Source organism: Streptomyces sp. UH6, assembly GCF_013421635.1.
Taxonomy (GTDB): domain Bacteria; phylum Actinomycetota; class Actinomycetes; order Streptomycetales; family Streptomycetaceae; genus Streptomyces; species Streptomyces abyssomicinicus.
The window spans coordinates 1-1286 of record NZ_JACADT010001293.1 but is presented as its reverse complement, the minus strand read 5'-3'; the positions used below and the strand labels follow the sequence as shown (position 1 = coordinate 1286).

Below are 1286 nucleotides of genomic sequence, written 5' to 3'. Positions count from 1 at the left end.
GGCGCCGGCCCCACCGGTGCCCTGGGCGACTTCGTCACCCTCTCCCTCGACGGCGGGACGCTGATCGGCGTCGTGACGGAGGACGGCACCACCCGCCTGACCGTCGTGGACGACGTACCGGCCCACCGGAGGGCGGCGGCCGAGGCGGACGCCGCCCCGCGGAGCGCGCGGGAACAGGCCGCCGCCTGGGACGCCCTGCTCGGCACGCCGTCCGGGCAACTGCCGCTGGACGCATGGGCCACCGGGCTCGCCCTCCACCGGGAAGCGCCCGACGCGCTGCTCCTCCAGCTCCTGGAGCGCGATCCCGACCTGCTGTACCGCCGCCTTCCCCCGGCGGTCCTGGCGACCGCCCTCACCCACCCGGACCGGACCATCCGGCAAGGCGTCTTCGAGCAGCAGCCCCTCACCCGCGACCAGCGGTCGGGCATGATCCTCGCCGAGACCGACGAGCGGACGCGGTGGGTCCTGGCCATGCTGGCCGCGGAGCGGCGCGACGAACTCACCGACGAGGCCTGCGAACGGCTCGCCACCGACCCGTCCCCCCGGATCCGGCTGGAGGCGGTCCGCCTCACCGGGCTCCCGGCGCCGCTCGCCCTCCGGCTCACCGAGGACCCCGAGGCCACCGTCCGTTCCTTCGCCCGGCTGACGGCCTGGGCGCACCTGGACGACGCCACCCGCCGAGCCGTCCTGGAGGACCCCCGCCCCGAGGTCCGGCGGCCGGCCCTCCTCGTGCACCACCGCGAACACCCCCTGCCCCACGCGGTGTTCGCGTCCGAGGAGCTGGACACCGACGCCCTGCGTTCCTGCCTCCTCGCCGACGACCTGATCGACCACGTGCTCCGCGACGGCGATCCCTCACAGCGCGCCGCCCTGGCCGACAACCCCCGCACACCCACCGGTCGTGCGCTCCGCCTCACCCACGACCCCGACCCGGGCGTCCGCTGGAACCTCGCACTGCGCGCCGACCTCACCGAGGAGCAACGGGCGGCCGTCGAGATCGACTTCGACCCGGCGGTCCACCACTTCCTCCCCCTGTGGGTCTTCGCCCTCCACGACGACCCCGAGGCGATGCGCCGCCTCGCCGGCTCCGCCCACCCGCTGGTCCGCCGCGGTGTGGCCCGCGCGCGCCGCCTGCCGCCGGACGTCGTCGAACGCCTCGCCCGCGACGAGGACCGCGTGGTCCAGCTCTTCCTCGCCGAGTCCTGCGAGGACGCGCCGGCCGAGATGCTTCTGCGCGTCGCCGAGTGGTGGACGGGCAGTCTCTCCTTCCCCGGCCGCCCCCGCTC

Annotated in this window: 1 pseudogene; it reads left to right on the top strand. The window is 76.0% G+C overall.

Annotation, left to right across the window (positions count from 1 at the left end):
• A pseudogene (locus HW445_RS34205) lies at positions 1-1286 on the top strand (PE-PGRS family protein); the annotation flags it as partial.